The 26,544-nt window shown below is 37.9% G+C and carries 25 protein-coding genes; 18 read left to right on the forward strand and 7 right to left on the reverse strand.

All coding sequences use genetic code 11. The features are described from left to right. Nucleotides 1–5 precede the first annotated feature (5 nt). From tyrS to DY109_RS07350, 3 genes are read right to left on the reverse strand one after another with little or no spacing between them, the layout of a single operon-like run. Nucleotides 6–1,232 (reverse strand): tyrosine--tRNA ligase, encoded by a 1,227-nt coding sequence (gene tyrS, locus DY109_RS07340; RefSeq protein WP_023949383.1) that lies wholly within the window; start codon nt 1,230–1,232, stop codon nt 6–8. Nucleotides 1,233–1,242: 10 nt separating this feature from the next. Continuing rightward, nucleotides 1,243–3,384 (reverse strand): RelA/SpoT family protein, encoded by a 2,142-nt coding sequence (locus DY109_RS07345; protein ID WP_023949382.1) that lies wholly within the window; start codon nt 3,382–3,384, stop codon nt 1,243–1,245. An 8-nt stretch (nt 3,385–3,392) separates the two neighbouring features. Beyond that, nucleotides 3,393–3,614, reverse strand: a complete 222-nt coding sequence (locus DY109_RS07350; RefSeq protein WP_023949381.1) for a DNA-directed RNA polymerase subunit omega — start codon at nt 3,612–3,614, stop codon at nt 3,393–3,395. 112 nt (nt 3,615–3,726) lie between these two features. Here DY109_RS07350 and DY109_RS07355 point away from each other — a divergent pair, with 112 nt between their 5' ends. The 9 genes from DY109_RS07355 (at nt 3,727) to DY109_RS11520 (ending at nt 15,347) form a co-directional block, all read left to right on the forward strand. Beyond that, on the forward strand, nt 3,727–5,154 hold the full coding sequence (locus DY109_RS07355) for a CCA tRNA nucleotidyltransferase (RefSeq protein ID WP_023949379.1): 1,428 nt from the start codon (nt 3,727–3,729) through the stop codon (nt 5,152–5,154). Between the two features lie 155 nt (nt 5,155–5,309). Next, a complete protein-coding gene (locus DY109_RS07360; protein WP_023949377.1) occupies nt 5,310–6,518 on the forward strand; it encodes an aminotransferase-like domain-containing protein in 1,209 nt (402 codons plus the stop codon). A gap of 76 nt (nt 6,519–6,594) precedes the next feature. Beyond that, nucleotides 6,595–7,056 carry a MarR family winged helix-turn-helix transcriptional regulator gene (locus tag DY109_RS07365; protein ID WP_023949375.1) on the forward strand — a complete coding sequence of 154 codons (462 nt, stop codon included), beginning with the start codon at nt 6,595–6,597 and terminating at the stop codon, nt 7,054–7,056. Further along, the gene (locus tag DY109_RS07370; protein WP_034550260.1) at nt 7,053–8,102 is read left to right on the forward strand and encodes an efflux RND transporter periplasmic adaptor subunit; all 1,050 of its coding nucleotides are present in this window, start codon (nt 7,053–7,055) and stop codon (nt 8,100–8,102) included. Before DY109_RS07365 ends, DY109_RS07370 begins: the two co-directional genes overlap by 4 nt. After that, nucleotides 8,099–11,239 carry an efflux RND transporter permease subunit gene (locus DY109_RS07375; protein ID WP_023949371.1) on the forward strand — a complete coding sequence of 1,047 codons (3,141 nt, stop codon included), beginning with the start codon at nt 8,099–8,101 and terminating at the stop codon, nt 11,237–11,239. The genes DY109_RS07370 and DY109_RS07375 overlap by 4 nt, the downstream gene beginning before the upstream one ends. 36 nt (nt 11,240–11,275) lie before the next feature. Further along, nucleotides 11,276–12,532: a TolC family protein gene (locus DY109_RS07380; RefSeq protein WP_023949369.1), complete on the forward strand. Its 1,257-nt coding sequence runs from the start codon at nt 11,276–11,278 to the stop codon at nt 12,530–12,532. Nucleotides 12,533–12,644: 112 nt separating this feature from the next. After that, entirely contained in the window at nt 12,645–14,414 is a 1,770-nt protein-coding gene (locus DY109_RS07385) for a sodium:solute symporter family transporter (RefSeq protein ID WP_023949367.1), read from the forward strand. After that, nucleotides 14,411–15,220, forward strand: a complete 810-nt coding sequence (locus DY109_RS07390; RefSeq protein WP_023949365.1) for a ferritin-like domain-containing protein — start codon at nt 14,411–14,413, stop codon at nt 15,218–15,220. The genes DY109_RS07385 and DY109_RS07390 overlap by 4 nt, the downstream gene beginning before the upstream one ends. Then, nucleotides 15,207–15,347 (forward strand): hypothetical protein, encoded by a 141-nt coding sequence (locus DY109_RS11520; protein ID WP_023949363.1) that lies wholly within the window; start codon nt 15,207–15,209, stop codon nt 15,345–15,347. Before DY109_RS07390 ends, DY109_RS11520 begins: the two co-directional genes overlap by 14 nt. Before the next feature lie 279 nt (nt 15,348–15,626). Here the strand turns inward: DY109_RS11520 and DY109_RS07395 are convergent, their stop codons facing one another. The 4 genes from DY109_RS07395 to DY109_RS07410 form a co-directional block, all read right to left on the reverse strand. Next, on the reverse strand, nt 15,627–16,103 hold the full coding sequence (locus tag DY109_RS07395) for an META domain-containing protein (RefSeq protein WP_023949360.1): 477 nt from the start codon (nt 16,101–16,103) through the stop codon (nt 15,627–15,629). 28 nt (nt 16,104–16,131) lie between these two features. Further along, complete coding sequence (locus tag DY109_RS07400; RefSeq protein ID WP_023949358.1) at nt 16,132–16,734, reverse strand: hypothetical protein; 603 nt, start codon at nt 16,732–16,734, stop codon at nt 16,132–16,134. 407 nt (nt 16,735–17,141) lie between these two features. Continuing rightward, complete coding sequence (locus DY109_RS07405; RefSeq protein ID WP_023949354.1) at nt 17,142–17,681, reverse strand: hypothetical protein; 540 nt, start codon at nt 17,679–17,681, stop codon at nt 17,142–17,144. A gap of 271 nt (nt 17,682–17,952) precedes the next feature. Beyond that, entirely contained in the window at nt 17,953–18,285 is a 333-nt protein-coding gene (locus DY109_RS07410) for a branched-chain amino acid transporter permease (protein WP_023949352.1), read from the reverse strand. Nucleotides 18,286–18,430: 145 nt separating this feature from the next. On the opposite strand from DY109_RS07410, the gene DY109_RS07415 reads away from it, so the two are divergent. The 9 genes from DY109_RS07415 to hemC all read left to right on the forward strand — a co-directional run bounded on the left by DY109_RS07415 (nt 18,431) and on the right by hemC (nt 26,538). Next, nucleotides 18,431–18,868, forward strand: coding sequence for a Dps family protein (locus DY109_RS07415; RefSeq protein ID WP_023949350.1), 438 nt, complete (start codon nt 18,431–18,433; stop codon nt 18,866–18,868). Nucleotides 18,869–18,991: 123 nt separating this feature from the next. Then, nucleotides 18,992–20,290, forward strand: coding sequence for a histidinol dehydrogenase (gene hisD, locus DY109_RS07420; RefSeq protein ID WP_034550294.1), 1,299 nt, complete (start codon nt 18,992–18,994; stop codon nt 20,288–20,290). Nucleotides 20,291–20,315: 25 nt separating this feature from the next. After that, nucleotides 20,316–20,579: a DUF2018 family protein gene (locus DY109_RS07425; RefSeq protein ID WP_023949346.1), complete on the forward strand. Its 264-nt coding sequence runs from the start codon at nt 20,316–20,318 to the stop codon at nt 20,577–20,579. Nucleotides 20,580–20,645: 66 nt separating this feature from the next. Then, the gene (locus tag DY109_RS07430; protein WP_023949344.1) at nt 20,646–21,041 is read left to right on the forward strand and encodes a hypothetical protein; all 396 of its coding nucleotides are present in this window, start codon (nt 20,646–20,648) and stop codon (nt 21,039–21,041) included. A 101-nt stretch (nt 21,042–21,142) separates the two neighbouring features. Next, complete coding sequence (locus DY109_RS07435; RefSeq protein WP_023949343.1) at nt 21,143–22,054, forward strand: polyprenyl synthetase family protein; 912 nt, start codon at nt 21,143–21,145, stop codon at nt 22,052–22,054. Beyond that, nucleotides 22,054–23,382 (forward strand): glutamyl-tRNA reductase, encoded by a 1,329-nt coding sequence (gene hemA / locus DY109_RS07440; RefSeq protein ID WP_023949342.1) that lies wholly within the window; start codon nt 22,054–22,056, stop codon nt 23,380–23,382. Before DY109_RS07435 ends, hemA begins: the two co-directional genes overlap by 1 nt. A 21-nt stretch (nt 23,383–23,403) precedes the next feature. After that, nucleotides 23,404–25,155, forward strand: coding sequence for a proline--tRNA ligase (locus tag DY109_RS07445; protein WP_023949341.1), 1,752 nt, complete (start codon nt 23,404–23,406; stop codon nt 25,153–25,155). Beyond that, on the forward strand, nt 25,145–25,600 hold the full coding sequence (locus DY109_RS07450; protein WP_023949340.1) for an FxsA family protein: 456 nt from the start codon (nt 25,145–25,147) through the stop codon (nt 25,598–25,600). Before DY109_RS07445 ends, DY109_RS07450 begins: the two co-directional genes overlap by 11 nt. Further along, a complete protein-coding gene (hemC, locus tag DY109_RS07455; protein ID WP_023949339.1) occupies nt 25,597–26,538 on the forward strand; it encodes a hydroxymethylbilane synthase in 942 nt (313 codons plus the stop codon). The genes DY109_RS07450 and hemC overlap by 4 nt, the downstream gene beginning before the upstream one ends. Nucleotides 26,539–26,544 lie beyond the last annotated feature (6 nt).

Raw genomic sequence — 26,544 nt, forward strand, 5'->3', positions numbered from 1 at the left:
AATCCTTACTTAATAATTGCTTTTAGGAATCTACGTTTGCCAATTTGAATAATATATTCGCCAGCTCCTAATGTTAGATTCTCATTCATTATCTTTTCCTTATTGATCTTGAGCGCACCTGCGTTAATATCTCGTCTAGCTTGAGAAGTTGAGGGGCAGAGTTTTGATTCTTGAAGCAATTTGCAAATCCAAATATCTTTTGAAAATTCAAGACAAATAATATCACTTGGAATCTCATCTTTGCTAAATATATTATCAAATTCTTGCTTAGCATTATGTGCTTGTTCCTTTGAATGAAATCGTGCTGTTATTTCTAAAGCAAGCCTTTCTTTTGCTGACTTTGGATGTAAAACACCATTTTCTACATCATGTTTGATATGTTTTATATCCGTAATTGATTGAGAGCTTAAGAGTTCATAATATCTCCACATCAATTCATCAGAAATACTCATTATTTTAGCATACATTGTATTAGGATTTTCTGTAACGCCGATGTAATTTCCTAGACTTTTACTCATTTTATTAACCCCATCAAGCCCTTCAAGCAATGGCATTGTCAAAACAGATTGTTCTTTTTTGAGTCCATAGGATCGCTGCAAGCTCCTGCCTACAAGAAGATTAAATTTTTGATCATTCCCGCCAAGCTCAATATCACAATTTAGCGCGACAGAATCATATCCCTGCAACAAAGGATACAAAAATTCTATAATACTAATTGGTAAATTTTTGGCATATCGCTTTGCAAAATCATCTCGCTCAAGCATTCTTGCCACAGAGAAGTGAGAGCTAAGATGCACAAGCCCGCCAATCCCCAAAGCATTAATCCACTCAGAGTTAAAGCATATATGTGTAAATTTTGGATCAAGAATCTTAAAAACTTGATCTTGATAGGTTTTTGCATTCGCTAAAACTTCCTCTTTGCTTAATTGTTTGCGCGTTTGGCTTTTGCCACTTGGATCGCCTATGGTCGCAGTAAAATCCCCAATCACAAACTTCACATCGCCACCATATTGCTGAAAAGTAGCAAGCTTTTGGATAAGCACTGTATGTCCTAAATGCAAATCCGGTGCTGTGGGATCAAACCCAGCCTTAACAATAAAACGTTCATTACGCGTAAAAAACCGCTCAACTAATGAAGCGATGTATTCTTCTCCTATAAATTCACTTATCCCGCGCTTAATCTCTTGCATGGCTTGATGTGTGTGGGTTGTGTAGGTTTGTGATGTATTCATTATGCGATTCCTATTTTTGATATGCGTCTTTGAAATTTAAAAATTCAATGATTCTGAATTTCTCGCTTAATTTTTCTTTTAATTTTTTATTTTCGTTTTCGACTTCAAAAACAACCTCACAATACGAAGAGGTTTGGCTATTATCAAAGCCACTATATGATATAGAGATGACATTGCAGTTTTCTTTTGCCAAAAGCGTCAAAAATGCCGCAAGAGTGCCTTTTATGTCCTCTAATGCGACAATAACTTTAAACGCTTTGTGATTTGTTTTAGCCCATTCTACAAATACCACAGGATTACTTGCTTTGATGTCTGCACTAAATTTATCGCATAATTTATGATGAATGATAGCTTTTTGGTTTGTCAAAATCGCACCAACACTATCTCCATATTTGGGGCGACAACAATAATCAAAAGCCACGCCATTAATATTGCGATTGCTTACAAAGATAAAATTATCAAGATAAATTTCTTTAAGTTTAAACATATTGAATCTAAATTTTGCAAATAAATTTGTCTCGCCAAAACTTTGCTTGATTTTGGTGCATATATCTTGCAGATAGGTTTTTTCATTGACACATCGCACCAAATCTATACCAAATCCTTTAATCAAAAGATAGCGGGCAAAAATAACAGGATCTTTGCCAAAAATCGTTGCCAAAATATTGACTGCTTCTTGTTTTTCGATTTCTTTGAATCGATTTTGAAGCTGGATTCTGAGATGGTTTTTGGCTCGTGAGGTTTTGACTGCATCAACCCAAGTGTATTTTGGAGATTCTCCCTCATCACATACAATCCGCACAATATCGCCACTTCTAAGCGTTTGAAGCAATGAGGCTTTTTGGTTATTGATATAAGCAGTTTTTGCTTTATCGCCAAGCTCGCTATGTATAGCATACGCATAATCAAGCGCAATCGCTCCTGCTGGAAGATTGAAAATATCGCCGTCTGGCGAAAAAACAACAATATCTTCGCGATACAAATCATTTTTAGCAAGCTCATAAAATTCCTCAATGTCATTATTTTGGTATTGGAGATTATGAAGCCACTCAAGGCTTGGCACAATGCCTATGTTTTTATACTTCCAATGCGCTGCCACACCGAATTCTGCGTTTTTATGCATACTAAAAGTGCGGATTTGTATCTCAAATACTGATGATTTATCAAAAATCGTCGTATGGATTGTTTGGTATGCGTTTTCTTTTGGCAGGGCTATATAATCCTTAAACCGCGATACAATAGGCTTAAACTCAAGATGAATAATGCCTAGAACTTTATAGCAATCAAGTGGGTTTTTAACCAAAATACGAATCGCCAATAAGTCCAGAATCTCATCTATGCCTATGCCTTTTCTTTGCATTTTGAGATAGATAGAATATGGTCGCTTGATTCTGCTTTCAAGCTGAAAATCATTCTCTTCAAATCCATTTTTTAGCATAAGCTCTTGGATCTTGCGTGCAAAATCATTGAGCTTGAGCGAAAAAGACTGATTATTTTGCTTGATATAGTCTTGAATCTTGTGATATTCTTGCGGAAAAATATACAAAAAACTTTTGTCTTCTAATTCATTTTTAATACTAGAGATACCGAGTCTATGCGAGATTGGAGCATATACGACAAGCGTTTCTTTGGCTATTCTTTGCCGCTTCTCCTCTCTTAATCCCTCAAGAGTTAGCATATTATGCAATCTATCGCTGATTTTTATCACAAGCACGCGCGGATCATCTACCGCAGAGATAAGCATTTTGCGAAAAGTAAGTGCCGCTACTGCCATTCGTTGGTTTGCAGTTTTTGGTCCTAGCTCTTCTTTGCGTATTTCATCAATCTTTGTCAATGCATCAACCAATAAAGCAACCCCTTCTCCAAACTCCTTTCTCACCTCATCTAAATCACATTTTGTATCCTCAACAACATCATGCAACAAAGAAGCGCAAATCATCGCCTCATCACCCCCATAAAAAGCCACTAAACAAGCCACACAAAGAGGATGGACGATATATGGTTCGCCTGTTTTGCGAAACTGCCCTTCGTGGTTTGTTTGAGCGCAAAGTATGGCTTTTTGAATATCTGGGGTGATTTCACATAAAGACGCCAAAAACTCTTTTGCTTGCGTGAAACTCTTTATTTTTTGGATAGTATTAAAAATTTCCAAAAGTTATCCTAATGATTGATGCTCTCTTCGATTCTCTCTAAGGTCAATTTACCTTCTGCGATTTCGCGCAATGCAATATCAGAGAGTTTTTCTGTTTTTCTATTTGCATCAACGAGAATCTCCGCTCCATTTGTCAGTTGTTTGACGCGTTTAAAAACTATATTTGACAAAATATATCTATCGTTATTTACTTGTTCAAGGGCTTTAGCCACTATTTGTTCGGTTCTCATAATCTGCCTCCAAATCTAAAAAAATAGCTTTATTCTATAATGATCCACCTTTTATATCGATTAAATTTTAAAAATTATATAATATCAGAAAAATAAATGGCACAACCACAACATGGCAAAAACAACACATCACATACGCACTCCACAAGAAGTGCTTGATATTATCAATATCCTAGAATCTCATGGCTTTGAAGCATATATTGTCGGGGGTTGTGTGCGAGATAGTCTGCTTCATATCACCCCAAAAGATTGGGACATCGCGACAAATGCGACCCCTTCTGAAGTGATTGAAGTGTTTAGATTCTATACGCATTTTCGCATTTTTACAATGGGTATAAAATATGGCACAATCAGAATCCATAATCCACGCACGCAGCACACACAAACACACACAAATACACACAAAAAAACTTGCAAAAACTTGCAAGCCCATCATAGCACAGCCCATAAGCCTAAACCTCAAATCATCGAGGTTACGACTTTTAGAATCGATGGGCGATATAGCGATTTAAGACACCCTGATGATGTGTGCTTTGTTTTGAGCTTGGAGAAAGATTTGAGTAGAAGAGATTTTAGTATCAATGCCCTAGCCTATAGTCCCACACGCGATATGTTTTTTGATTTTTTTCAAGGAGAATCTGATTTAAAAGCGCGCATTATCCGCTGTGTAGGCGATCCTAGTAAGCGATTTGAAGAAGATTGTCTAAGAATTTTAAGGGCTTTGCGTTTTAGCGCGAGTTTGCCTTGTTTTTTTCATATCGAGCAGCATACTAAGCAAGCTATTTTTTCGCTTTATCATACCCTTATCAAATGCCCAAAAGAGCGCGTCCAAATAGAATTTAATAAAACCTTATTAGGAGATTTTGTTTCTGAAGTATTCAGAGAGTTTTTTTTTGTATTTCGCACACTTTGTCCATTATTACCCAATCTTGCTACCCCAAACAATCCGCATTTTGAGGATTTGTGTAAGGCTTTAGATTCTGCGCCAAAAATCCTTGAAGTGCGTATGGGGCTATTTGTGTATTTTTTGAGTTTAGATTCTGCCACACAAAGCCAAAACCTAGCTTTGCAAACCCTTATATCGCTCAAATATAGCAAAAAAACAATAGATTCTATTATGACTCTTTTGCGATATGCAGATACACAGATACAAGCAAACAAACCAAGCATTAAAGCAATTATTCATGCCACAAGCACGCAATCATTTGCCCTGCTCTTAGAGTTTTGGAAAGCCCAAAATAAAAATAAGAGCAAAAGTGGAGGCAGAAATAAAGCCAAAATATATGAGAATCCCTATCATATACGCACCCTCCAATCTCTTTTTCAAGATATTCTTTTGTATGATGAATGCACGAGCTTAGCGCAGTTAGCAATAAATGGCGATATGATTAAGCAAATCGCAAAAGAAGAAAATCTCACAATACAAGGCGCACAAATAGGCGCGATACTCAAACGCCTTTTAGATGATGTGATTAATGATACATTACCAAACACCCCAAAAGCATTGCAATCTCAAGCTAGACAAATCCTTAACTCCTAAAGCTTATTATCGTGCATTGCATTATTGCATTATTATTTTATCAAGTATGTCATATCACCCAAATCACCCAAAGCGTATTGCAACGCTAAGCTAAAATTTATCATTGTTTTTTTATAGTTGCAGCTTTAGATTCTGTAAGGTTCAAAGGTTATGCAATGGATTATCATCATTTCTATTCACACATCGCCAAATCAGCTCGCCCATCGCCTGTAAGAGAGATCTTAAAAATCCTTGACAAAGAAAATATGATCTCATTTGCAGGCGGAATGCCCGATCCAAATGTCTTTCCGATCGAAGAATTCGCACAAGGAAGTGAAGTCCTCAAAACAAAAGGCGCGCAGATTCTGCAATACTCAATCACAGAGGGCAATCCACAATTACGAGAATTTATCGCCTCATGGAGTGCGCCAAGAATGGGCGGTGCTGTAAGCAATGACCAAATTATGATTACTTCAGGATCGCAGCAAATTATTGATTTATTGTGCTGGAGTATTATTGATCCACAAGATATTGTCATCACTGAAGATCCGACATATTTAGCCGCGCTAAATGTTTTTTCTAATCATCAAGTCCAAATCCAAACGGTTGATACTGATAAGCATGGAATCAAAATAGATGATCTCGAAAGCACTTTGCAAACACTCAAAAAAAATGGCAAATCACCAAAGCTTTTGTATAGTATTGTGAATTTCCAAAACCCCTCAGGAATCGTTATTTCAGAAGAAAGACGACAAAAAATCGCCAAACTTGCTGATGAGTATGATTTTTTGATTTTAGAAGATGATCCTTATGGGTATTTGCGCTATGAGGGCGAACATTTGCACTCTATATATAGCTATAATAATAACCGCGTCATTTATGCTGGAAGCTTCTCCAAAATCCTCTCTCCTGCTGTACGGATCGGCTGGGCTATCGGGGCAAAAGAAATTATTAGACAAATGATAATTTTCAAACAAAGTGTTGATATTTGTCCAAGCGCAATCACGCAAGAGCTTGTTTTGGAATACTGCAAAAAAGGCTATCTTGAATCCCATCTCCCTAAGATTCTTGCTTTGTATAAAGCAAAAAGAGATGTAATGCAGCAAAGCTTTGAGAGTGATTTAGCACCACTCAAAGTCAAATGGAATACCCCAAAAGGTGGATTTTTCTTTTGGCTTGATTTAGAAGATACGCACATAAATGCCGATACACTCACCCAAAAAGCACTACAAAACAACCTTGCTGTCATTCCTGCCAAGCCTTTTTGTGTCAATCAAAACAATAGCGTGCGCTTTATCCGCTGTAATTTTTCTTATCCATCGACTGAAATCATACAAGAAGGCTCTCGCAGAATCGCGCAAAGCATTCAAGAGCTTCTTTGTTAAAGAAAAAGTGTATGATTACACTTATCTTGCAATGAGATATGCGCTTATTATATAATTTAACCAAAAAAGGATTTGCATGTCATACAAAAAGATTAAAGAAATTGATGAACAAAGTTTAAAAAACTATCGGTTTACGCGTCTTTTTGGAATGACTGCGCGCCATATAGAAAATTACATATACAAGCTTCTTCAGCCTTATGGTTTGGGATTTGAGCAAACTGGAATGCTGTTTTTGCTCCCTTGTAGAAAAGACCTCCAACTCAATGACATCGTCAAAGAAAGCCTCAAAGACAAAACAACAATCTCACGCGCCATCTCATCGCTTGAAAAAAAGGGCTTCATCACCAAAACCCATAGCCACAGAGATAAGCGCATTGTCTATATCAATATCACACAAGAAGGCAAAGACAAGCTCCAAGAACTCACAGATTCTACGATTTTTTCCGAAGCAGAATCTATTTTTACAAATGCGCTCACCACAGAAGAGCAAGAAATATTCAAACAATGCCTCACAAAAATCCTCAAAGGTATGCTATGATCCCACACCGATGGATAGTGTGTGTATGGATTGCGCTCTTTTGTGTATTATGGCTTCCATTGTGGCTTACTGCAAAATCCGCAGTAGAAGTAACTGAAGTCAAATACGGCAATCTCCCGCATATAGAATCTTTCATCGGTAGTTTGTATTTCAAAGAGACAAGCTCTATTGCCTCCTCATCAGATGGTATTGTCAAAAATATTTTTTTTAATATCGGGCAGAAAGTCAAAAAAGGACAAAAACTCTTAAGCGTAGATTCTGACTTGCTCCTCCAAGACATCACAATCAAACAATCCAAAATCACCGATGCGCAATACACACTTGAGCGGCAAAAAAACGAGCTTGAACGTTACAAAAGCCTTTTACAATCCCAATCTATCTCTATCCAGCAATACGAGAATCTACAATACGAATTTAAATCGCAAGAAGCACGAATCACCGCACTCAAAGCAGAGCTTGAAATCTCAAAAACAATGCTTAAGTACAAAACCATATACGCGCCATTTGATGGAATCATTGTCGATCAAAAAATCCACATCGGTGAATGGGTGCAAGTCGGACAAGCTATTTGTCAGATCCTTAACTCCAAAGATACAGAAGTCATCATCGATACACCAAGCGCAGTCGCTAAAAATCTCAAACCCAATCAAAAAGTTTCACTTCTTATTGACTCCAAAACATACAATGGCATAATCACAGCCATAATCCCAAAAGCCGATATGCTCTCTCGCACATTTCCTGTGCATATCTCACTAAGCAATGATGGAAGTTTCTTAGATGGTATGGCAGCGCAGGCTTTTATCGATATTTCGTGGAATCAAAAAGGCTTTATTGTCCCGCGAGATAGCATTGTCTATCATGATGGCAAACCGTTTGTATTTATCATGCGCGATAATAAAGCCATAAGCATAGAGGTTACGCTCATCTCGACACAAAACTCGCTTGCACTCATTCAAGGCAAGCTCAAAGAAAATGATCTCATTATCTCGCGCGGTCAAGACAATCTCAAAAATGGCGCAGAAATCGAGGTCAAAAATAAGCGATGAATTTTATAAGATTTTGTCTCAAAAATCCTGTTTTTGCTAGTGTAGGCGGAATCTTTATCTTGCTTTTTGGCTGCATTAGCTGGTATAAAATCCCCTATCAGCTCCTTCCGCAAACAACGCGCCCTGTAATTAGCATTTATACAGCTTGGAGCGGTGCTTCTCCTTATGAGATAGAAAAAGAAATCACCCAAAAGCAAGAAAAATATCTCAAAAATCTCCCAAAACTTGTCAGTATGACTTCAACCTCGCGAGATGCAATGGCAATCATTCACCTTGAATTTGAGCTTGGAACAGATCTCAAAACAGCATTTCTTAATGTCAGCTCAAAGCTTGAAGAAGTAGGAAATTATCATCAAGACATTCAAAAACCAATCATTAAAACAACGGGTGAGAGCATACCCATTGCAGTGTATTTATTTGCCAAAACAAAAGATCCAAATCAAAATATTGATACTTACAAAAACTTCATTCATGATAATATTTTGCAATATTATGAGCGCATAGAAGGCGTGGGTGAAGTGTATATGTCTGGTGGCACAACAAAGCAAGCCCAAATTTTTCTCAATGTCCAACAGCTTGCATTTAATAACATCACAATCTCTGAAGTCATCAAAGCTATCAATGCGCAAAATCTCAATATTTCATCAGGTAATATTGATTTTGATCAGCGAAGTTACAGAATCCAAACTATAGGCAAATACACTTCGATTGAAGATATTTTAAATACCTTTATCAAAGTCCAAAATGGCAAAAGTGTGCGCCTAAAAGACATCGCTGATGTCAAAATGGGCTATGAGAAAAAAACAAGCTACAACATACATAATAGCGACAATGTAATCTCAATCCAAATCCGACCAAGCGCATCAGCAAATATCCTTGATCTGACAAATAAAGTCCGCGATCTCACCCAAAAACTCAATGATACACTTATGGCAGAGCAGAATCTAAGTATTGATTGGGGGCGCGATCAACAGGGTTTCATACTTAATGCAATCAAGCAAGTTAAGCAAAGTGTTGTGATAGGTATTATTCTCTCCATTGGAATCTTATTTGTATTTTTGCGTAATATTGTCTCGCTTTTTATTATCTCGCTTATCATTCCATTAAGCATTATCGGAACTTTTGTGGTTTTGTATATCTTTGGAAGGACACTTAATGTAATCTCACTTGCAGGTATTTCGTTTGCGATTTCAATGGTGATTGATTGTGGAATTGTCGTGCTAGAATCTATCATTAGAAATCAGCACAAAAGAACAAATCCATTTGAAGCGACTTTTATCGGCGTCAAAGAAGTCGTTGGCGCGCTATTTGCCTCAAGTATCACAACCATAGGTATTTTTATCCCCATTATTTACCTCAAAGATGAAGCTGGGCAACTCTTTGCTGATATTGCGTTTGCTTCAAGTGGCGCGATAATTATTGCATTTATTGTGTGTATTTTTATCATTCCTGCACTTTTACTCATCGCCCTTCCTAAGCACAAAACCCAATCAAAACTCAGCCAAAAAATAGGCGACTTTGGAGAGATGCTTGCTACGATTATCTTAAAACTTGTTTGTTTTTGTATCAAAACTCCATTCCACAAAATAGCGTGCATTGTGATTTTTCTTGGCACATGTATAGCATTTAGTATCATGACTTTTCCAAAGCTTGATTATATGCCAAAAGGCTCTCAAAACTTCATCATCTCATATCTTTCAACCCCGCCGGGCTTATCGCTCAATGAAAAATATTATATCGTGCATTTAATCCAGCAAGAAATCGCGCCATTTTTAGAGCAAAATGGCTATGAGCAATCCTTGCCCTCAAATCCACCTGTAATTGAGGATTTTTTCATTAGTGCGGATAATTCGATGTATTTTTATCTTGTCGCCAAAGACCCCAAAAAAGCCAAAGATCTTATCCCTTTTGCAAAGCAGATTATCAATAAGATTCCAAATGTATCAGGCGTTGTATTGCAGCAAGAAATCTTTAGCTCCCAATCAAGCTCAAGTATTGATCTTAACATCAGTGGCTACAATCTAGAATCTATCGCGCAAGCTGCGCACAAACTCCAAACGCTCATCTCACAAAAATTCCCCGATATAAGTGTGCGAGTAATCCCAGCACTCACAGCCAATAATCGAGAAATCAACCTCTATCCTAATTCATTTGCGTTTTTGCAAAACAAGCTTGATATAGACAGCTTTGGAGATATACTCAATGTCGCGCTCAATGGTAAAACATTAGGCGATGTTAGGCTCAATAATGAATACATCGATTTAGTGCTTAAATCCTCTCAAGCCAAAAATCAATCGCCCGAAGATATTTTATTTACGCAAATCTACACACCAAGTGGCAAAATCGTTACACTCGGATCCTTAGTCAATGCCAAAAACAAGCTTGGTATCTCAACTATCCGACATTTTGAGCAAAAACGAAATATCCTCCTTATCCTCAATCCAAGCAGCACCCAACCTCTTGAATCCATTATCCAAACACTCCAAGATGAGATTCTCACGCCCGCGCACGCTGAATTTCCATATCTGACATTTAGCCTCAATGGCAATGCTGATAAACTCAGCCTCCTAAAAAGCAATCTTTCTTTAGGATTTTTGCTTGCTGTGATGATTACTTATCTGATTTTGTGTGCGCTATATGAAAGCTTTATTTATCCATTTTTTATCATCTTAAGCGTGCCATTTGCAATCACAGGCGGTTTGATTGGGCTATTTATCGTCAATCGCTATATTGATATGCAGAATCTTGATGCAATCACTATGCTAGGCTTTATTATTTTGGTCGGAAGTGTGGTAAATAATGCGATACTTATCATCTACCAAGCACGCATTAATTATAATGAATACAAAATGCCATGGCAAACAAGCGTGCTAGATTCTACAAAAACACGGCTTGCACCAATTTATATGAGTATGCTTACAAGTGTTTTGGCATTATTGCCATTAGTGATTTTTAGCGGTGATGGAAGTGAGATATATCGAGGATTAGGCGCGATTTTAATCGGAGGATTAGCTTTTTCCACGCTTATTAGTGTATTTATTATTCCTGTATTGCTTTTGCTTTGGACGCCAAAACGAGCGATGACATACAAAAATGATACAATCTCATCATATAATAAAACACAATCAACAAACTAAATTAATAACACATCTATAATAATAAAGGGGGCAAAATTGAGACATTATGGATTTGTGTTTTTTGCACTCTCTTGTGCCTTTATACACAGCATTGCGCCAAACCTCTATGGACTTGGAATGCAAGAATGCATTAATAAAGCCCTTGATTATTCAGCCAGAATCCAATCTCAAAGAGAATACTACTCAAGCGCGACTTACCAACGTTACGCTTCATTTTCGGCATTTATGCCAACGCTTCAAACAAGCTATATTTACAGCTACAATGCTCCAACTGCAAACATAGCATATTCTCTCAATACTTTTAATCTCACAGGTAGAATCAATCTTTTTCGTGGATTAAGAGATTATCTCAATACCAAAGAAAGCGCGCAGAATCTCACAAGAAAAAGCCTTGATCTCAAAAATGCAATCGCTGATATTACGCTCAATACAAAACTTGCCTACATCAAAATCCTCCAATCAAAAGCCCTGCTCCAAACAGCCATAGAATCTAAAAACCTTCTTAGCGAGCAGCTCAAAAAAGCAAACTTATTTTATCAGCAAGGATTGCGCGCCAAAAATGAAGTCCTCACTATGGAGCTTCAACTCTCTAATGCCCTCATCACTTACGAAAACGCAAAGCTCAATCTCCAATACGCCACGCATCAGCTTAGCAATCTTGTCGGCGCACCGATTAATCCGGACGAAATAGAAGAGATTAGCCACATTGATCTTATTAATTATCAAGAACACGAGCTGCTCTCTCTTGCGCTCAATAACAATCCAAGCTATCTTTTTATCAAATCACAACTAGAATCTGCCAAAATAGCACGCAAAAGTGCAATGGGTGCATTTTTGCCACAGCTTGATATAAACGGAATCAAATATTGGTATATTGATGGAGCCGGGGCTACACGCTATACTTACGGGCTTCAAAGCCAAATTGGTATTAATGTTAGTTTAAATCTTTTTAATGGATTAAGTGATGGGCTAAATTACCAAATCAAACATTATGATTTTTTGGCTATTCAAAATACGCTTTTGCAATACTCACGAGATATGGAAATCAATCTCCAATCCCTGCTAAAAGATTATGAGAGTGCCAAAAAACAGCTAAATATCTCTGAGGATTCTCTCAAAAAAGCCAAAGAAAACTACACAATTATCAATAACCGCTACCTCCAAAATCTCTCAACCTACACCGAGCTTATCAATGCCCAACTTTTGCTTACAAACGTGCAAACAAACATCAATCAAGCCCGATATAATATCCTAAGCATTCAAGCCAATATCCAAAGAATCACTAATCCTTAAAATTGCTAAAAGTAACATTTATACCCTTAATTCCACGCAACCCATTGCAAAATCTAACTTTTAAGCCGAATCTTTTTATAATACACTCGTTACATACAAAAAGGAGCGCACGATGAATGCAGAAATAGTTGCACTCAATACCCCAATTATCATTACTTTTGTCATATACGCACTTTTAATGCTAGGCATTGGTTTTTATTTTTTTAAGAAAAACGAAACAACTGAGGATTATTTTTTGGGTAATCGCTCAATGGGACCTATGGTAAGCGCACTTTCAGCCGGTGCTTCTGATATGAGTGGCTGGCTTTTGATGGGACTGCCCGGTGCTCTTTATGTGGGCGGATTTATTGAGGGGTATATCGCCATTGGGCTAACCATTGGAGCGACATTAAATTGGGCTTTTGTGGCAAAGCGACTCAGAATCTATACAAGCGTTATTGCAGATTCTATCACTATTCCTGATTATTTTGAAACGCGATTTTCTGATGATAAACATATCTTGCGCCTCATTTGTGCGTTTGTGATATTGATATTTTTTACCTTTTATATTTCAGCAGGACTTGTTGGCGGGGCGAAGCTCTTTGAGGCGACCTTTTTGCTCAAATACGATTATGCGCTTAGTATCGGGACATGTATTATTGTAGTTTATACATTTTTTGGCGGTTATCGTGCTGTGTGCTGGACAGATTTGATACAGGGATTATTGATGATGAGCGCGCTCATTGCTGTGGCTGCTGTGATGCTTATCAAAATCGGCGGATTTAGCGAAGCAGTGCATTATATCGCACAATCTGATAAAGCAAAATCTCATATCACAACTTATCAAGCCCAGATTCCAGACATTATCCAAGAAATCAGCACCAACAAAGCACTCACACACCAAATACTTGCTCCACTTGTTATGGATTTGGAGCAAAGCAGAGATTCTATCATCTCTAAAAACCCGCCAATCCTTGCCAAAGATCTCGCCCAAAAACTTCAAGCTGCTATTATCTCATATCAGCAAGAAGGCAACATTCAGCCACTCAAAGAGCTTTTACTTATACTCAAAGATGCCAAAATCAAACCACACAACCGCTTAACTTTTTTTGAAGGTACTTCAATCATTAGCATAATATCCGCACTTGCATGGGGGTTTGGCTATTTTGGACAGCCACATATTTTGGTGCGCTTTATGTCTATTAGATCGGTCAAAGACATCAAAACAGCGACAATAATTGGCATATCATGGATGAGTTTGAGCCTTATTGCTGCGTGCTGCATAGGATTTTTAGGAGTGGCATATATTAATAAATTTGAGCTCTCTTTGTATGATCCTGAAAAAATCTTTATTTCAATGAGTCAGATTCTCTTTAATCCTTGGATAGCTGGAATCTTGCTTAGTGCGATTTTGGCAGCGATTATGAGCACAGCAAGCTCACAACTTCTTGTATCAAGCTCAACAATCGCTGAGGACTTTTATCGCAAAATATTCAAAAAAGAAGCTTCAGAAAAAACCGCGATGTTTGTAAGCAGGATAAGCGTTTTGCTTGTCTCAATCATCGCATTTATAATATCCACAGACAAAAATTCTAGCGTGCTACACATTGTCGCGTATGCATGGGCTGGATTTGGAGCAAGCTTTGGGAGTGTGATTTTATTTTCACTATTTTGGGGGAGAATGACTCGAATGGGCGCAATCGCTGGAATGATAACTGGTGCTGTCGTGGTTGTAACATATGAGAAATTTTTTGCCAAATGGTTTGACTTTCCGATTTATGAGATTGTGCCGGGATTTATATGCGCTAGCATTGCTATTGTGATTGTGAGTCTTTTGCAGCCTGTGAGAGCTGGCACAAAAGAAGCGTTTGAAAAAATGCTTAAAGAAGTGCATAAAAAATGAGCCAAAAAGAGTTTTTTGCGACCTTAGAGCCGATTCTTTTTTCAAAGGATTTCACGCACAAAGCAACTCTCCTTAATGATATATACCAATCACTTCAAAGCGGGGATTGTATCTTTGATCATATGCACATCAATGCAAAAGATTTTTTTACATTTACACCTTCAGTTGCCCTGCACCCCACGCGCATCCATCGCCCAAAGCATGCCAAATCAGGCATCGCACTTGCTAAGATTCTGCACTCTATCGCCCATATCGAATACTGCGCGATCACATTAGCTCTTGATTCTGCTTATCGCTTCAAACACTTGCCATTGCGCTATTACATAGATTGGATAGAAGTCGCCAAAGAAGAAATAGAGCATTTTTTGCTCTTAGAATCTTTACTGAATGAGATTGGATTTAAGTATGGGGATTTTGCCGTGCATTTGGGGCTATACGATGCGATGAAGCGTACGCATAGTAGCCTCAAATATCGTATGGGAGTAGTCCATAGAGGGCTAGAAGCGCGCGGATTAGATGCTAATCCATTTGTGCTCCAAAAACTCTCTCTCACTCCACACCCACTCACAAGCAAAATCAATGAAGTTTTTGGGATTATTTTGCGCGATGAGATAACGCATGTCAGCAAGGGCGATCACTGGTGGCGTTTCGCAAAAGAAGCAAATGATGATTTTCTTGATCTTTGCAAGCAATTTCAAGACTTCAGTCTCGCTGGCAAGACGCTCAATAGTAACGCAAGACTCCAATGCGGATTTGATGCTAGCGAGATAAAGAGGATTGATAATTTTTATAATGCTAGAATCTAGAATCCAAAAGTGGATTCTTATAGATTGCCACACAGCTTTGCAACTGCTCGCAATGACAAGCCTACTCCATCATTGCGAGGACGATAGGACAAAGCAATCTAGTCAAAATAGATTGCCACAGCCCTAAAGAGCTCCGCAATGACAAAAAAAATGATAGATTCTAGTAGATTCTATGCAGACACAAAAAGAGCGTAAAGAAATCTTCTATTTTTAGGCAGATTTTGGGGTTGTGTAGAAATTTTTAGACAAGCAAAAACACAAAAATGTAACATAAGCGTTCCATAAGCGTTCATTGTAGGTTTGCAAGCTAAAAATTTCAAACTCCCTGAAATATGCTAAAAAGAGAGGTTTTAGCTCTCATGGAAAATAGAATCTAGATTCTAGATTCTATACAAAAAGCTTCTCACTATGGCTCATCAAAAAGCGATGGCACAAGCCTTATCTTAAAATTCTTTCCAACCAAAGTAATACTCTCCTCATCGCCCATCACCACAAACCCACCGACAAAATGCTTTGTAAAAATCGTCTCGATATTCATAGCGATTCCATCGCACATTTTTTTACTCAACACCCCGGGCAGTATCGTTATATATTTGCCATTGCCTTGTATCTCAAAAGAGCTCAAATAGTTATTGCAGCCCACAATCCCAGAGATATTATTTTGCCCAGAGCCACTTTGAGAGAATGTGAGATAGGCGTTTTCTACATCATTTGGAATGACAAATTCATACTCGCCCATTTGCATGGATTCTACTTCCCAGCGACTCTCTGACATCAGAGAATACGCATTAATAGCGACAAGACTTTGAAATGCAAAGCCAGAATCTAGGCAAAGTGCAAGAGCGATAAGATGAAAGATGAATTTTTGGAAAAAATTTTTCATATTGCTCCTTTATTTTGGTTTTTATGAATTAATGCCAGATAAATTTGTGAAAATGCAAAGAATACAAACTAAAAGTAGCGATATACAGACAAATACTAAAGATAAAATTGCGATATACAAGAGGCGGAATCTTTTGCTTTTTGCGCCAAAAATACAATAAATCAAATGCGCTAAAGAGCAAAAACGCCCATACAATTTGCTTGGCATAATAAGCAAAAACCATAAAGTAATGTTTGTCTTTGATAAACATTGCCACTTCTAAGAAGTTTGAAAAAAAGTTTGGCAAAGTATCATTTAGCAAAAAGCTTGGATACGCACAGAGCAAAAACAAAACAAATAGCACGATGTATTCACGCAAGATAGCAAATCTCAAACATCCACAAAAAAGCAGCACAATAAAGCCCAAAAAATTAGTCGAAAAAAAGTATAAAAACCACAATAACGGAAAAAATGGCAAGAGCAAATACGCATAAAGTGGCGACTGGGCATTTGCTAGATTCTCCAAGACTTGAGGCAAAAGCACGATAAATGCGATTATATAGCTTAAGATTACAAAAAAAAATTTTGCGCTTTGGTTGGTTGCGGTGGCTTTGGTGATAAAGTGCTTAAGTGAGAGAAAAAACAATTTCATAAATGCTCCTTTAGGGGTGAGTAAGCAAAATGGATTCCTATATTATTGTTTTGATATAGAATTTAGATTCTAAAAGTGGATTCTTATGGATTGCCACAGCCCTAAAGGGCTTCGCAATGACAACAAAAACGACAGATTTTACTAGAATCTATGCAAACACAATAGCACATTAAAAAATCCTCTATTTTTAGGCAGATTTTAGGGTTGTGTAGAAATTTTTAGACAAGATAGAACATAGAAGTTCATCGCAGGCTAAAAATTTCAAACTCCCTGAAATATGCAAAAAAGAGAGGATTTAGAATCTATGAAAATAGATTCTGGATTCTAGCATCTTGTTATTTTGAGCTAGTGTAGCAAGAAAAATCCCAAAAAAGAAAAAACCGCCAAAATATTTTAAATTATCCAAACTATCCAAGCATTGTGCCATTGCTAAGATAATTCACCATTTGGAGTTTGTGTATAAGCTGGGCGATGAGATCGTGCATTTCATAGCTTAGATTCTGGTTTTTTAGCACAGCATTAAAGTTTTGAAAACTTATGTCGGGAGCCTTTTTGGCGAGAAAATCAACTGCTAGCATATCATCTTTATTGAGGATACCATTGATGTTGAGTTGTTGTGCCATCGCTTTGAAGGCATTGACATCTGCCATTCCGTTGGTTACATAGTCTTTGGCTTTGAGCGCGGCGTCAAATTCTTTTGAAAGCGATAGAGAATCATTGATTGGCTTTGGGTTGGTGGAGAGATTTGTGATTGTATTTTGGCTATTTGTATCTATTTGATTGAGTGGATTGAGTGGATTGAGCGCATTTATAGCATTTGAATGAGCGATTTCTTGGGCTTTATTTTCTTGATTGTTTTTATTTTCTTTGGTATGGGTTGTGTCATAGCGATTGGTAAATAGCTCGCTCAATGCTTTCATATTTTCTGTTTTGCTATCGATTTTCATATATTATCCTTTATGTCTGCTTTGCTTGTATCGTATTGTTTTGTTTATCTGCAAAACTTGATAAATCCTAAGCAAAAAATATTCCTTAAATTATTTTATTACTATTTTTGCAAGCACGATAATAGCAAGACAATATGATAGATAGTTATGGTAGGATAAACGATTTAAGCACGCGCGCCACAATTCTTGCTATCACATACATCTTTGAAGTGTTTAATGGATTTGTTTGATAATTTGCTTAATAAGTTTGCGAAAATCTGAATCTATCACGCTAGATAACATGCGATAAAATATGACTTTGAACCAAAAACATATACCCCAATGTCCCACCAATCACAGCCAAAACCCCAAATCTCGTAAAAATATACAGCAATGCAGTGATGATGACACCTAGAATTTCATTGAGCCCAAATGGAGCATGCTCTAAATCCATATCTTTGAGGCAATACACAATCAACATTCCAATAAGGGCTGGTGGTAGGATTTTGCCTAATTGAAGGAGGGATTGCGGAATCTTGTCTTGAGAAAAAATCCAAAAAGGCAAAAATCGTGTAAGCACAGTCGCTACAATCACCACGATAACGATCAAAAAACTATCTAACATATAAAACCTTTAAATCTCTCGCATAAGCCTTAGAGATGAATTATTTTGCATAAATAAAAAATATTAATCTACAATATTTTTACTTAAATAATTTACTTTTTAAGGCTAAGATAGCACATACTACCAAAGAAAAGGAGACAAATAAATGAAAAAAACAATCGGTGGTTTAAAAAAATTACAAGCAGATAGTATTGTGCTTTATATGAAAGTGCATAATTACCACTGGAATGTAAAAGGTGCGGATTTCCCGCAAGCACACAAGGCATTAGAAGGAATCTATGAGGATTTTGCCGATATGTTTGATGATTTGGCAGAGCGAATCGTCCAACTTGGTGAAGTGCCTGTGGTTACGCTTTCTGAAGCACTCAAAACAAGCAAAATCAAAGAAGAGACAAAAACTTCATTTTCTTCAAAAGAAGTGCTTAAAGAAGTGCTTAAAATCTATCAACATTTGCAAGAAAGCTTTATAGATCTAGCCAAATCAGCAGACAAAGATGATGATAGAGTTACAGCTGCATATTGCGATGAGCAATTAGCAAAACTTGAAAAATCTATTTGGATGATCAAAGTCCAGCTTGCTTAAAAGCTGGAGCTGTTTTTACTTCTATATTTTTATTTTCCGATTCGCATTTTTTGTTATATAATACAAATATTATTCCACGATTTATTTAAGAATGAAGTTTGCATGGGAGGCATAAGGCTAATGATAAAGATTCTAAACACCCAATCTCGCGACTTTGATACATTATTTGAGCAAATATTGCTTCGAGGAAAGCAAGATATTGAGGGCGTTACACACAAAGCAAGTCAAATCCTACAAGAAGTCGCAAACCATAAGCAAAGCGCGATTTTGGAGCAAGTGCGGTTATTTGATGAGTGGAATCCAAAAACAATCAATGATCTATTTATCACACCACAAGAATGCCAAAAAGCCTATCAAGCACTTGATAAAGATCAAGCCAAAGCCCTTCATATCGCGTATGAGAGAATCTACTCATTTCACCAAAAGCAAAAGCAACAAACTTGGCTTGACATCGAAGATAATGGTAGTATTTTGGGGCAGAGGTGGAGTCCAATTGAGCGCGTGGGGCTTTATATTCCCGGTGGCAAAGCAGCCTATCCTAGCTCTCTTCTTATGAATGCGATTCCTGCTATCGTGGCTGGATCACAAAGTATTGTTGTTTGCACGCCTACACCCAAAAATCAAACAAATCATCTCTTGCTTGCAGCATTACACATCTGCGGAATCAAAGAAATCTACAAAGTCGGTGGCGCAAGTGCGATTGGCTTAATGGCGTATGGTATTGAAAACATCAAAAAAGTGGATTTTATCAGCGGACCAGGCAATATTTTTGTAGCCACCGCCAAAAAAATCGTGTTTGGAGAAGTTGGTATCGATATGATCGCAGGACCTAGTGAGATCGCTATAATCGCCGATGATAAGGCTAATGTCGAGTATTTGGCATATGATCTGCTCTCTCAAGCCGAACACGATGAAATGGCAAGCTCATTTCTCTTTACTACTTCTTGTGAGAAAGCCAAGCAGGTCGCCCAAACAATAGACAAAATCCTTCCTACTTTGCCAAAAGAAAGAATCGCCTCACAAAGCATCAACAATCGAGGGGCAATCATTGTATGCGATACTTTAGATGAGGCTATTCATCTTTCAAATCAGCTTGCTCCTGAGCATTTAGAGATTCTAACTGAACGTCCATTTGAAGTAATGCCAAAAATCAAGCACGCAGGGGCTATTTTTTTAGGTGAAAATACGCCAGAACCTATTGGAGATTACCTTGCAGGACCAAATCATACACTTCCGACAGGAGGAAGTGCGCGGTTTTTCTCACCACTTGGGGTTGAAAACTTTATGAAACGTTCATCTATTATTAGTTTTTCAAAGCAAGCTATCCAATCTCTTGGTAAAGACTGCTCTTTGCTCGCGCATTTGGAGAATCTTGATGCGCATAAGCAGGCAGTTTTGGCAAGACTTGATACAAAGCAATGAAACAAACAAAAACCAAAGGATATGTATGTGGGAAGATTTTAATAATTTAGAAGTATTGCAAGGCGATCCTATCCAAAAATGGAGCGAAATTATGCTTAATGCCTCACCAACGCTTGTTACACAAGAGCTTGAGCGATTGCTTGAGCTCTTGGCGACTTTTGAGGTGGCGTTTGAAGAAAGCGGAAATGATTTGCGTAAATTTACCCACACGCACAAAGAGCAAATACAAGCGCAAATGCAAAATATCGCTATTGAATCTATGGCAAAAATTTTGAGCGAAAATGAATAGAGTTGCAAATCATTACACAGGCAATTTTGTGGCAGATAATTTTTCTGGCATTTGGTGGGTAATTTTATGAGTATGGGACGATTTTTTATCTGTATTTGTATCATTTGCTCGTTTTTGTCTGCGGCAAAGCCTACATGGGATTTCACGCAATCTCTCACACTCAAAAAAGATGAAGTTTATACGACAACTTTTTCCATAGCTGGAATGCCAAAAGAGCTTAGATTCTATTGGACTTTGTATAAAAATTATGGGCTTGTTATTAATCTCAATTACGATAAATTTCCATATCAATTTATCCTTTATACAGATTATAAAAGAAAAAGCTTCAAGATTCCGCTCTCACAAGGCAACGACAGAGATAAAGATGCGTATTTGCTTATTAGCTTTGAGCATTATGATGAAAAGGCAAAAACAGCGACATTGTGGCTTGGAATGATGATGCCAAAGCAGCTCTCAAGCTAGCAGGCATAATAAGCAAGATGAAAAATGAGGGAATCAAGCTAGAGATGAGTTAGAAAATGAGTCAAAAAAGCAAAAGATAAGGCAAACAAGAAGGATAAAATATGCTAGAAAAAGTCAAAAATCGTTGTGATAAATGGATAGCGCAATTACAAAATCCACACATTAGCACAATGTATAATGCAATCGCTTCGGGCAAAATGTTGCGTTCCAAGCTTATTCTTGCGATTATTCCACCAGAATCTAACCCACACAAACACGATCAAATCATTGATTTGTGCGCTATTATCGAGCTTATACAATGCGCTTCATTGCTTCATGATGATGTGATTGATGATGCTTTGGTGCGTAGAGGCAATGAAAGTATCAACGCATCATTTGGTAATAAAAATGCCATTATGCTTGGCGATGTGCTGTATTCAAGCGCGTATGCTAAATTATGCGAGTTTGATAAACAAATCGCCCAATACATCGCGCAATGTGTCAGCGATCTTTCAATCGGAGAAGTCAATGATGTCTTTTATGCGCACTCTTTTCAATCGGATTTGGAGATTTATTATCAGATTCTAGAGCAAAAAACAGCCGCGCTCATCAAAGCCTGCACCAAATCCGCCGCCATTCTAGCCAATCTCAATCACGCGCAATATGAAGAATATGGCAAGAATCTAGGCATAGGATTTCAAATCATTGATGATATACTTGACATCACGCAAGATTCCCAGACTTTAGGCAAGCCAAATATGAATGATTTGCGCGAGGGCAAAAGCACATTAGCATTTATTTTGCTCTATCATAAGCTTCCATTAAATCAGCGACAAACTTTTTTAGATGCGTTCAAAAGGGCAGATTCTAGTGATATAGAATGGTTTAGATTCCAGTTTAAGACGCACAATATCATACATGAGTCAAAGCAAATCGCCAAAGATTTTATCAACAAAGCAATCAAAGCCATTGAGAATGAAAATAATCCCAGACTTATAGAAGTGGCGCATTCAATGATTCAAAGGAGTTTTTAATGGATATACAATATTTAACCTTAAGCTTTTCGCACAAAAGCACGCCAATTTCTGTGCGTGAAAAACTCGCCATAGAATCCCAGAATCTAGAATCTTTCTTGCTTCAGCTGAAGCAAGAAATCACTGCTATTGATGAATTGATGTTTATCTCAACTTGCAATCGCGTGGAGTTCTATATCACGACGCACGCCCCGCAAGAATGTATCGCTGGAATCTTAGATCATCTCTGTATAATACAAAATCTTGAGCTTTCCCAAATAGAAAAATACTACCAAATCGCGCTCGGACAAGAAGCCGTGCATTATGTCTTTAACGTGGCAAGTAGTTTGGATAGCGTAGTGATTGGCGAGACGCAAATCACGGGGCAAATTAAAAACGCCTACAAAATGTGCTTTGATTTAGGCATTTGCGGGCAAAATATCACGCGTCTTATTCATTTTGCCTTCCGCTGTGCTGCACAAGTTCGCAACCAAACCCAAATCTCTCAAAGCCCATTATCCGTGGCTTCAGTAGCTGTCAAAAAAGCCCTCACTTGCAATGCCAAAAACAAAAATGCCCTTGTGATAGGGCTTGGAGAAATAGGCAAACTCACATCGCGACATCTTTTAGATTCTGGCTTTAGCATAACGCTTGTAAATCGCAATCCACAAAAAGCGCTTCACTTTGTAGAAGAGCTCAAACTCAGCAAAAAAGACATCTCAAAAATCACGATCGCGGATTTTACAAAGCTTGCAGAGATTCTCAATGATTTTGACTTTATCTTTAGCTCGACTTCATCAAATCTACCAATCATCACGCAAGATATGGTTTGTGCTATGCCATTTGAGCGGTTTTGGTTTGATTTGGCGGTGCCACGAGATATTCAAGAATCTATCCACACGCAAAATCTTATGATTTTTTGCGTTGATGATCTAAAAAGTAAAATAGAAGAAAATCTCACGCAAAAAAAGATCCAAGCGCACCTTGCGTATGCACTCATCGGTCAAGCGACACAAGATTTTTTTGTATGGCTACAAAATCTCAATGTCCAGCCCATTATCAAAACAATGCGCCAAAACGCCAAAAATGCTTGCTTGCAAGAGCTTAATCGCGCCATAAAAAAGGGCTATCTGCCAAAAGAATGGGAAGAAGAGGTCAAAATTATTTTGCATAATGCGTTTAATGTGTTTTTGCATAATCCAACCCTAAATCTCAAAAATATCACCAACAAACAAGAAGGCGATAGTATCATCGAAGCGATTAAGGTTATTTTTGGAGAAGAGCAAGAAGAGGAGGCAAAATTTTTGGATTATTATAAATGCGAATATAAAACACCCCTAAAATCCTAAGCAAAATCCTAAGGAGCAATAATGCTATTTTCAAAAACGCTTATCCCTACAAGCAAAGAGAATCCAAAAGATGCGGTTTTAAAAAGTCATCAATTTTTGGTGCGCGCAGGATATATCCATCAAATCGGAAGCGGAATCTATAATTTTTTGCCTCTTGGCAAAATCGTGCTTGATAAAATCATTGAAGTTGTCAAAACCCGAATGAATGAAGCCAACGCACAGCATATCACTATGGGGTTTGTGATCCCAGCAGAATTATGGAAAAACTCCGGAAGGTATGAAAAATATGGCAAAGAATTATTGCGATTTCAAGATCGGAAAAATAACGAATTTGTGCTAGGACCAACACACGAAGAAACCATAACTGAAATCATCAAAGCATTTGTCAAATCCTACAAACAACTTCCACTCAATCTCTATCAAATCCACTTAAAATTTAGAGATGAATTACGCCCTCGGTTTGGACTTATGAGAGGAAGAGAATTTATTATGAAAGATGCATATAGCTTTCATAGCAGTGTGGAGGATTTGGATAGAGAGTTTGAGCTTATGCGCCAAACATATATCAAGATTTTACAGGATTTAGAGCTTGATTTTAGAATCGTTGATGCAGATTCTGGGGCGATTGGCGGAAGTGGAAGCAAGGAGTTTATGGTGCTTGCTGATTGCGGTGAGGATACAATTGTAATGTGTGAGGAATGTCAATATGCTGCAAATATCGAGGCGGCAAATCGCCAAAAACGAACCCCGCCAGCTCCGCCGATAATGCCACCAAAAGCGGATTTTGCGCTATTTAGCACGCCAAATGTAACGACTATTCAAAAGCTGTGTGAATTTTTTCATATCCACGCGTATTGGACGATAAAAGCTGTGGTCAAAAAAATCATTCTTGATTCTAATAAGCAAGATTTTGGAGTGTTTTTCTTGCGCGGTGATGATAGTTTGGAGGAGACAAAAGCACTCAATGCGTTAAATGCAAATGGTATGCAAGCCATTGAACTTCAAGAAGCAAGCGCGCAAGAAATAGAGCAAATAGGCTTGATACCTGGATTTATCGGCGCGTATGCACTAAGATCAATCATCGGGGATCGCCCGATTATTTTTGATATTGACTTACAAGATGAGGCTGATTTAATATGTGGAGCAAATCAAATTAATCATCATTTTGTCGGCGTGGATTTAAGCACTTTTGAGAATCTCATTTACGCAGACATTAGCACAATCAATCAAAACGATAAATGCGCACATTGCGGAGGTAATCTCATCTACAAAAAAGGCATTGAAGTTGGGCATATTTTTAAGCTAGGCGATCGCTACTCAAAAGCCCTTAATGCGGAGTTTTTAGACGAAAATGGTAAAAGCAAGCCATTTATTATGGGCTGTTATGGGATTGGGATCACGCGCTTAATGCCAGCTATCTTGGAGCAAAAAGCCGATGAAAAAGGCTGTATATGGGGCAAAGCAAGCACGCCATTTTTGATTCATATCATTATCTCAAATACCAAAGACAAAGAGCAAAGCGACTTTGGGCTGTGGCTCTATAATACACTTCAAAGCAAAAATATTCAAGTGCTTTGTGATGATAGAGATTTGCGATTTGGAGCAAAGATAGCAGATTTTGAACTCATCGGAAGCTCGTATTGTGTGGTGGTTGGTAAAGAGTTGCAATCACAAAAAATAGAATGGATTAACCGCCAGAATCTGCACAAAAAAGAGTTCTCCACTCACAACATCATAGAATCTATTTTGCGCGAGCTTGATAATGCGGATTAGCACATTATTAATTGTTGGTTATATCGCGATTGAAGTGCTTGGCTTTAGCCTTGTGGTGAGTGATTTTGGGTTTGTGGCTTTGGTGCTTGAGATTATTGGTAGTGCGTGTCTTGGATTTTGGCTTTTATTGCGAGGTGATATAGGGTTTTCACGACTTATCAATACCATAACTAGCGTCAATGCAAGCGATATTTTTAGCGGATTTCTTTCAACCTATATGTATTATATCGGGGCGATTTTGCTGATTCTGCCCGGAATCTTTAGCGATAGTATTGGCGTGATTTTGCTTATTTGCAGCCTCATCATACAGCCCAAACAAGCCCAAAATAGCCACACCCAAAACAACTACACTCAAAATAATCATTCAGCACCAAAAAATAGCGCAAGCACAGAAGATGATGAGATTATTGATGTTGAAATAATCCAAAAAGAGGACAAATCATGAAGCAAATCATCATAGGAACTCGCGGAAGCCCTCTTGCGCTTTGGCAAGCCAAACATATCCAAGAAAGACTCAAAAACGAATTAGATATAGATTCTGCATTAAAAATCATCAAAACCAAAGGCGACAAAATCCTTGATGTCCCGCTTGCCAAAATAGGCGGAAAAGGGCTTTTCACAAAAGAGCTAGAAGAAATGCTACTCTCAAAAGAAATCGATATTGCCGTGCATTCACTCAAAGATGTGCCGATACAATTTATCAGCGATCTTGGGCTTGCTTGCATCACAAAAAGAGAAGATCCCAGAGATTGCTTTGTAAGCCATATTTATCCATCATTGCAATCCCTGCCACACAAAGCCAAAATCGGCACGACTTCATTGCGCCGATCAATGCAACTAAAAGCCATTAGAGCGGATTTTGACACACTAAGCCTAAGAGGCAATGTCCAAACTCGACTCAAACGACTTGAAAATGGCGATTTTGATGCGATTATCTTAGCGACTGCTGGACTCAAACGACTTGACATCACAGAATCTCAAATCAAATACATCTCGCCAATTCCAACAACTACGATGATTCCGGCAATGGGGCAGGCAGCACTTGGAATTGAATGTAAAATGGATCATACAATCGCGCCAATACTTCGCAAGCTTCAAGATGAGCCAACGGCACTTTGTGTCAATGCTGAACGAAAATTTGTCGAGATTTTGGAAGGTGGTTGTCAAGCCCCAATAGGCGTGCATTGCGAACATATAGAAGAAGGCAGAATCCAAATTAGCGCAATGGTAGGCTTTGCTGATAGCTCAAAAACACTCAAAAGCTCCATACAAGGCAATAGTCAAGATTCTATCGCGCTTGCGATACAATTAGCTCATGAGATGATTGCAAATGGTGCAAGAGAGATTCTCGCTGAAGCGATAGAATCTTATAGGCTTTCTTGATTGCCC

The sequence above is a fragment of the Helicobacter fennelliae genome, from assembly GCF_900451005.1.
GTDB classification, from domain to species: Bacteria; Campylobacterota; Campylobacteria; order Campylobacterales; family Helicobacteraceae; genus Helicobacter_B; species Helicobacter_B fennelliae.

Excerpts from the sequence above, each read along its gene's own strand:
- tyrS (WP_023949383.1), bottom strand. The coding sequence starts at position 1,232 with ATGAATACATCACAAACCTACACAACCCACACACATCAAGCCATGCAA.
- DY109_RS07350 (WP_023949381.1), bottom strand. The coding sequence starts at position 3,614 with ATGAGAACCGAACAAATAGTGGCTAAAGCCCTTGAACAAGTAAATAAC.
- DY109_RS07355 (WP_023949379.1), top strand. The coding sequence starts at position 3,727 with ATGGCAAAAACAACACATCACATACGCACTCCACAAGAAGTGCTTGAT.
- DY109_RS07360 (WP_023949377.1), top strand. The coding sequence starts at position 5,310 with ATGGATTATCATCATTTCTATTCACACATCGCCAAATCAGCTCGCCCA.
- DY109_RS07365 (WP_023949375.1), top strand. The coding sequence starts at position 6,595 with ATGTCATACAAAAAGATTAAAGAAATTGATGAACAAAGTTTAAAAAAC.
- DY109_RS07370 (WP_034550260.1), top strand. The coding sequence starts at position 7,053 with ATGATCCCACACCGATGGATAGTGTGTGTATGGATTGCGCTCTTTTGT.
- DY109_RS07375 (WP_023949371.1), top strand. The coding sequence starts at position 8,099 with ATGAATTTTATAAGATTTTGTCTCAAAAATCCTGTTTTTGCTAGTGTA.
- DY109_RS07385 (WP_023949367.1), top strand. The coding sequence starts at position 12,645 with ATGAATGCAGAAATAGTTGCACTCAATACCCCAATTATCATTACTTTT.
- DY109_RS07390 (WP_023949365.1), top strand. The coding sequence starts at position 14,411 with ATGAGCCAAAAAGAGTTTTTTGCGACCTTAGAGCCGATTCTTTTTTCA.
- DY109_RS11520 (WP_023949363.1), top strand. The coding sequence starts at position 15,207 with ATGCTAGAATCTAGAATCCAAAAGTGGATTCTTATAGATTGCCACACA.
- DY109_RS07395 (WP_023949360.1), bottom strand. The coding sequence starts at position 16,103 with ATGAAAAATTTTTTCCAAAAATTCATCTTTCATCTTATCGCTCTTGCA.
- DY109_RS07400 (WP_023949358.1), bottom strand. The coding sequence starts at position 16,734 with ATGAAATTGTTTTTTCTCTCACTTAAGCACTTTATCACCAAAGCCACC.
- DY109_RS07405 (WP_023949354.1), bottom strand. The coding sequence starts at position 17,681 with ATGAAAATCGATAGCAAAACAGAAAATATGAAAGCATTGAGCGAGCTA.
- DY109_RS07410 (WP_023949352.1), bottom strand. The coding sequence starts at position 18,285 with ATGTTAGATAGTTTTTTGATCGTTATCGTGGTGATTGTAGCGACTGTG.
- DY109_RS07415 (WP_023949350.1), top strand. The coding sequence starts at position 18,431 with ATGAAAAAAACAATCGGTGGTTTAAAAAAATTACAAGCAGATAGTATT.
- DY109_RS07425 (WP_023949346.1), top strand. The coding sequence starts at position 20,316 with ATGTGGGAAGATTTTAATAATTTAGAAGTATTGCAAGGCGATCCTATC.
- DY109_RS07430 (WP_023949344.1), top strand. The coding sequence starts at position 20,646 with ATGAGTATGGGACGATTTTTTATCTGTATTTGTATCATTTGCTCGTTT.
- DY109_RS07435 (WP_023949343.1), top strand. The coding sequence starts at position 21,143 with ATGCTAGAAAAAGTCAAAAATCGTTGTGATAAATGGATAGCGCAATTA.
- hemA (WP_023949342.1), top strand. The coding sequence starts at position 22,054 with ATGGATATACAATATTTAACCTTAAGCTTTTCGCACAAAAGCACGCCA.
- DY109_RS07445 (WP_023949341.1), top strand. The coding sequence starts at position 23,404 with ATGCTATTTTCAAAAACGCTTATCCCTACAAGCAAAGAGAATCCAAAA.
- DY109_RS07450 (WP_023949340.1), top strand. The coding sequence starts at position 25,145 with ATGCGGATTAGCACATTATTAATTGTTGGTTATATCGCGATTGAAGTG.
- hemC (WP_023949339.1), top strand. The coding sequence starts at position 25,597 with ATGAAGCAAATCATCATAGGAACTCGCGGAAGCCCTCTTGCGCTTTGG.